Here is a 4,547-nt window from a genome sequence, read left to right on the forward strand (position 1 = left end):
GGGCGCCCAGGCGCCGGGTACGCGATTGACGCTGGCGCTGGGTATCGTGCGGGCGCCGGAGCGCTCGCACCGGCTCAGCCGGCTCTATGTCGGCCCGCGCGAGCTGCTGACCCGGCGCCTGGAGTTGCGGCTGCTGTTGCAGCAGGCCGCGCCGCAGGTGGCCAGCCTGACCTTCCTCGCGCTCGGCTTGGTGGCGTTGATCTACTGGCTGGGCCGGCGCGGCAACCGGCCTTACCTGTTGTTCGCGCTGACCTCGGTGGCCTGGACACTGCGCAACCTGCACTACTACGTGCAGTTCCCCACGAGTGACACCAGCCTGGAGTGGTTCTGGTGGATGAGCAACGCATCGCTGTCGTGGGTCATGGTGCTGATGTACATGTTCGCGATCCGCTTCGACCGGCGGCGCCACCGTGGCCTGGAGCGCGCGCTGGTGGCCTTCGTGGTCATTGCCACCTTGCTGGCCATGCCCGGCTCGCCGCTGCGGGCGGTGTCGCAGGTCCACCTGGTCAATGCGATGGTGGCGCTGGGCGTGGGCCTGACCATGGGCTGGCTGGCCTGGCACGACGGCGGGCGGGACTTCCGGCTGATCACGCTGGCGCTGTGGGTGACGAATGTGTTCGGCCTGCACGACCTGCTGCTGGTCTCGGGCGCGATCACGCCGGAATCGGTCTACCTGCTGCCGTTTGCGATGCTGCTGATGTTCCTGGCCTTCCTGCATGCGGCGCAGCACCGCTACTCGATGGCGATGGACCAGGTGGCCCAGGCCAACACCATGCTGGAGCAGCAGCTGGCCACGCGCGAGGCCGAGCTGCGCACCAACCACGAGAAGCTGCGGGCGGTCGAGCGCGAGCAGGCGCTGCTGCTGGAGCGCCAGCGCCTGATGCGCGACATGCACGACGGCCTGGGCTCGACATTGATGTCCTCGTTGGTGCTGGTCGAGCAGGGCCGGCTGGAGGCGCCGGCGGTGGCCCTGCTGCTGCGCGAGTGCGTGGACGATCTGCGGCTGGTGATCGACTCGCTGGAGCCGATTGGCCACGACCTGATCACCTTGCTGGCGTTGCTGCGCCACCGCCTGGGCCGCCGGCTGGAAGCGGCCGGGCTGCAGCTGGCCTGGGAGGTCGACGACCTGCCGCCGCTGAACTGGCTGTACCCGCCGGATGCGCTGCAGATCCTGCGCGCGGTGCAGGAAGTGCTGACCAATGTGCTCAAGCACGCCGGGGCCCAGCACATCCGCATTGCCACGCTGCAGCTGGGCGACAGGGTGGAGGTGCTGATCGAGGACGACGGCTGCGGTTTCGACACCGAAGAAGCGCCGCGCGGCCGTGGCCTGCGCCACCTGGCCCAGCGCGCCGCCAGGCTGGGCGGCGAGGTGCACATCGACAGCGCACCGGGCCGCGGCACCCGTGTCAGGCTGCACCTTCCTTTACAGCGGGATTTGGCCGCTTGACGGACAATCCAGGGCTGCGCCGCAGTCCGCGATGCACCTTGCCAAGCCCGTCGCCATGCTCAAGCAACGCACCCTGAAGTCCCTCACCCGCGCCGTTGGCGTCGGGCTGCACAGCGGCCAGAAGGTCGAGCTGACGCTTAGGCCGGCGGCGCCCAACACCGGCATCGTCTTTCGCCGGGTCGACCTGCCGCAGCCGGTCGACATCCCCGTGCGGCCCGGCTCGGTCAGCGACACCCGCATGGCCTCGACCATCTCGCCCGGCGGTGATCCGGGCGCGCCCAAGGTCCAGACCATCGAGCACCTGATGTCGGCCTGCGCCGGCCTGGGGCTGGACAATCTTTATGTCGACATCACGGCCGACGAGGTGCCCATCCTCGACGGCTCTTCGGCCGCGTTTGTGTTCCTGTTGCAGAGCGCCGGCATCGAACTGCAGAACGCGCCCAAGCGCTTCCTGAAGGTCAGGAAGGCGGTGGAGATCCGCGAAGGCGAGGGCGCGCGGCTGATGTGGGCCCGGCTGGAGCCGTACCACGGCTTCAAGCTGACCTTCGAGATCGATTTTGGCCACCCTGCGGTGGATGCCACCGGCCAGCAGGTCAGCTTCGACATGGGCTCGGGCCGCTACAAGCAGGAGATCGCCCGCGCCCGCACCTTCGGCTTCACCAAGGACGTGGAGGCGATGCGCGCGCGCGGCCTGACGCTGGGCGGCAGCATGGACAACGCCATCGTCATCGACGACTACCGTGTGCTCAACAGCGACGGTCTGCGTTACGACGACGAATTCGCCAAGCACAAGATCCTCGATGCGATTGGCGACCTGTACGTGGCCGGCGCACCGCTGCTGGCGGCCTACACCTCGTTCCGCGGCGGCCATGCGCTGAACAACAAGCTGCTGCGCAAACTGCTGGCCGACGAGACGGCGTTTGAGTACGTCAGCTTCGAGGACGAAACCCGGGCGCCGGCAGGCTTTGCCCAGCTTGCTCCAGCCTGGTAGTCAAGAAAAGATGCTGCTTTTCCGTCTGATCGTCGGCCTGCTGCTGGTCGCTGGCCTGTTGTGCTTCGCCGTCTTCGTTGCCACCGGCCGCCCGATCTGGCGTCGGCGGTCCATCCTCATCATCAAGTGGACGCTGGTGGCGCTGCTGGGTTTTGCGGCAGTGCTGGTGCTGGAGCGGATGACGGTGCTGCTGTAGCCGGCAGCGCAAGGCCGGACAGGAACTGCTGCACCGACGCGTCGCCGACCTCGATCAGCGCAAACGCCGCCGGGTTGCGCGTCCACTGGCGCAGCAGGCCGTCCATCAGGGCCAGCAAGCCCAGCGCGATGGTGCGGGTGTCCAGCGGCGTCTTGATCTGGCCCTTGGCCATGCCGCGTTGCAAGGTGGCTTCGAGCCGGTCCAGGAAGGCATTGAGGCTGGCTTCCTTGCGCTCGCGCACCGGTGCCATGTCCTCGGCGTTGTACTCGGTGGCGTGCATCGCGATCGTGAAGACCCGGCGGCCGTGCTCGTCATGCACGACGGCGTGCAGCGGCATCAAGATCATGCCGCGCAGCTCGCTGATGGTGTCGCCCGCGCGCAAGCCCATGGCCACCGCCCAGGGCATCTCCAGCGGCGTTTCCCAGGGCAGGGTCACACGCTCCATCATTGCGCTGAAGAGCTCGGCCTTGTCCTTGAAGTGCCAGTAGATCGCGCCGCGGGTCACGCCAGCGGCCGCCGCCACGTCCTGCAAGGAGGTGCGGGCCACGCCGCGGTCCTGAAACACTTGCTCGGCAGCATCCAGGATCTGATTGCGGGTGATCTGCGCGTCTGCCTTGGTGCGCCGTACCATGTTTGAAAGACCCCGTATAAACCCGGTGATTGGACATACATTCTAGTTTGTATGTAAACTCGTTTCACTCTATTTCAGACAAATCCCTTCCATTGGCGTTGCCAGCTGGTGGAGGGGATTTGCTTGCGTTCATCCAGAAGGACTTTCATGGCCCACACGCCCTCCGCTTCTCTCGATGAGGTTTCGTCTCCGTGCACGCTGAGCAAGGCCTGGCGCTTGGCACCCCAGGCCGCGTGGCCGTTGGTGTCGTTGGGCTCCACTGCGCTGGTGCTGCTGTCGCTGGCAGCCTGCGGTCAAAGCGGTGATGCGGCCCATGCCGGCGGCCAGATGCCGCCGCCGCAAGTGGGTGTGATCACCGTGCAGCCGGCCTCGATCGAACTCGCGACCGAGTTGCCAGGTCGGCTGGAGGCGGTGCGCACCGCCCAGGTCCGTGCGCGAGTCACAGGGGTGGTGCAGAAGCGGCTGTTCACCGAAGGCAGCGTGGTCAAGGCCGGCCAGAGTCTGTTTGCGATCGATGCCGCGCCTTATCGCGCCCAGCTGGACAGCGCTGCCGCAACGCAGGCCCGTGCCGATGCCGCGCTGGCCAACGCCCAGGCCACCTACGACCGCTACAAGCCGCTGGCCGACGCCCGCGCCATCAGCCAGCAGGACTGGGTTGCTGCGCAGGCAGCGCAGAAGCAGGCCGTTGCCGATCTGGCCGCCGCCAAGGCCGGCGTGACGCAGGCCAGGCTGAATGTGGACTACGCTGCGGTGATCTCGCCCATCACCGGCCGCATCGGCCGCGCCGAGGTCACCGAAGGCGCGCTGGTCAGCGCCACCGAAGCCACGCTGCTGGCCACGGTGCAGCAGATCGACTCGCTCTACGTCAACTTCACCCAGTCGGCCACCGAGGCGCTGCGCCTGAAGCGCGCGATGGAGGCCGGCAAGCTGCAGTCCAGCAGCAGCACCAAGATCAAGGTGCTGCTGGACGACGGCAGCGAGTACCCGCTGCCCGGCAAGCTGCTGTTCAGCGACCTGACGGTGGACCCGACCTCCGGCCAGGTTACGCTGCGCGCCGAGCTGCCCAATCCCAAGGGTGAGCTGCTGCCAGGCTTGTATGTGAAAGTCCGCATCGAGCAGGCGCGCAGCGATGCCGCCATCCTGGTGCCGCAGCAGGCGGTGACCCGCGGCACTGCCGGCGACACCGTGCTGGTGGTCAATGCCGAGAAGCAGACCGAGCCGCGCCCGGTGCAGCTGAGCGGCACGCATGGCAACCAATGGGTGGTGCTGAGCGGCCTGAAGG

The 4,547-nt window shown here is 67.5% G+C and carries 5 protein-coding genes; 4 read left to right on the top strand and 1 reads right to left on the bottom strand.

The genetic code is table 11. The annotated features are described in order from the left end of the window. The 3 genes from FKP22_RS21810 to FKP22_RS21820 form a co-directional block, all read left to right on the top strand. A partial coding sequence (locus FKP22_RS21810) for a sensor histidine kinase (protein WP_141289792.1) occupies nucleotides 1-1,447 on the top strand: 1,447 nt, incomplete at its 5' end. A gap of 55 nt (nucleotides 1,448-1,502) precedes the next feature. After that, nucleotides 1,503-2,438 (top strand): UDP-3-O-acyl-N-acetylglucosamine deacetylase, encoded by a 936-nt coding sequence (gene lpxC, locus FKP22_RS21815; RefSeq protein WP_141289793.1) that lies wholly within the window; start codon nucleotides 1,503-1,505, stop codon nucleotides 2,436-2,438. Between the two features lie 10 nt (nucleotides 2,439-2,448). Next, nucleotides 2,449-2,634: a hypothetical protein gene (locus FKP22_RS21820; RefSeq protein ID WP_141289794.1), complete on the top strand. Its 186-nt coding sequence runs from the start codon at nucleotides 2,449-2,451 to the stop codon at nucleotides 2,632-2,634. On the opposite strand, the gene FKP22_RS21825 is transcribed toward FKP22_RS21820, so the two are convergent. Next, nucleotides 2,561-3,265 (bottom strand): TetR family transcriptional regulator, encoded by a 705-nt coding sequence (locus FKP22_RS21825; RefSeq protein ID WP_141289795.1) that lies wholly within the window; start codon nucleotides 3,263-3,265, stop codon nucleotides 2,561-2,563. The genes FKP22_RS21820 and FKP22_RS21825 overlap by 74 nt on opposite strands. Before the next feature lie 147 nt (nucleotides 3,266-3,412). On the opposite strand from FKP22_RS21825, the gene FKP22_RS21830 reads away from it, so the two are divergent. Beyond that, nucleotides 3,413-4,547: efflux RND transporter periplasmic adaptor subunit (locus tag FKP22_RS21830; protein WP_141289796.1), on the top strand; the 1,135-nt coding region annotated here is incomplete at its 3' end.

It is taken from the genome of Ideonella azotifigens (genome assembly GCF_006519715.1).
In the GTDB taxonomy this organism is placed as follows: domain Bacteria; phylum Pseudomonadota; class Gammaproteobacteria; order Burkholderiales; family Burkholderiaceae_C; genus Ideonella; species Ideonella azotifigens.

What these genes read in the sequence shown, in the direction of transcription:
- lpxC (WP_141289793.1), top strand. Translation starts at nt 1,503, where the DNA reads ATGCTCAAGCAACGCACCCTGAAGTCCCTCACCCGCGCCGTTGGCGTC.
- FKP22_RS21825 (WP_141289795.1), bottom strand. Translation starts at nt 3,265, where the DNA reads ATGGTACGGCGCACCAAGGCAGACGCGCAGATCACCCGCAATCAGATC.
- FKP22_RS21820 (WP_141289794.1), top strand. Translation starts at nt 2,449, where the DNA reads ATGCTGCTTTTCCGTCTGATCGTCGGCCTGCTGCTGGTCGCTGGCCTG.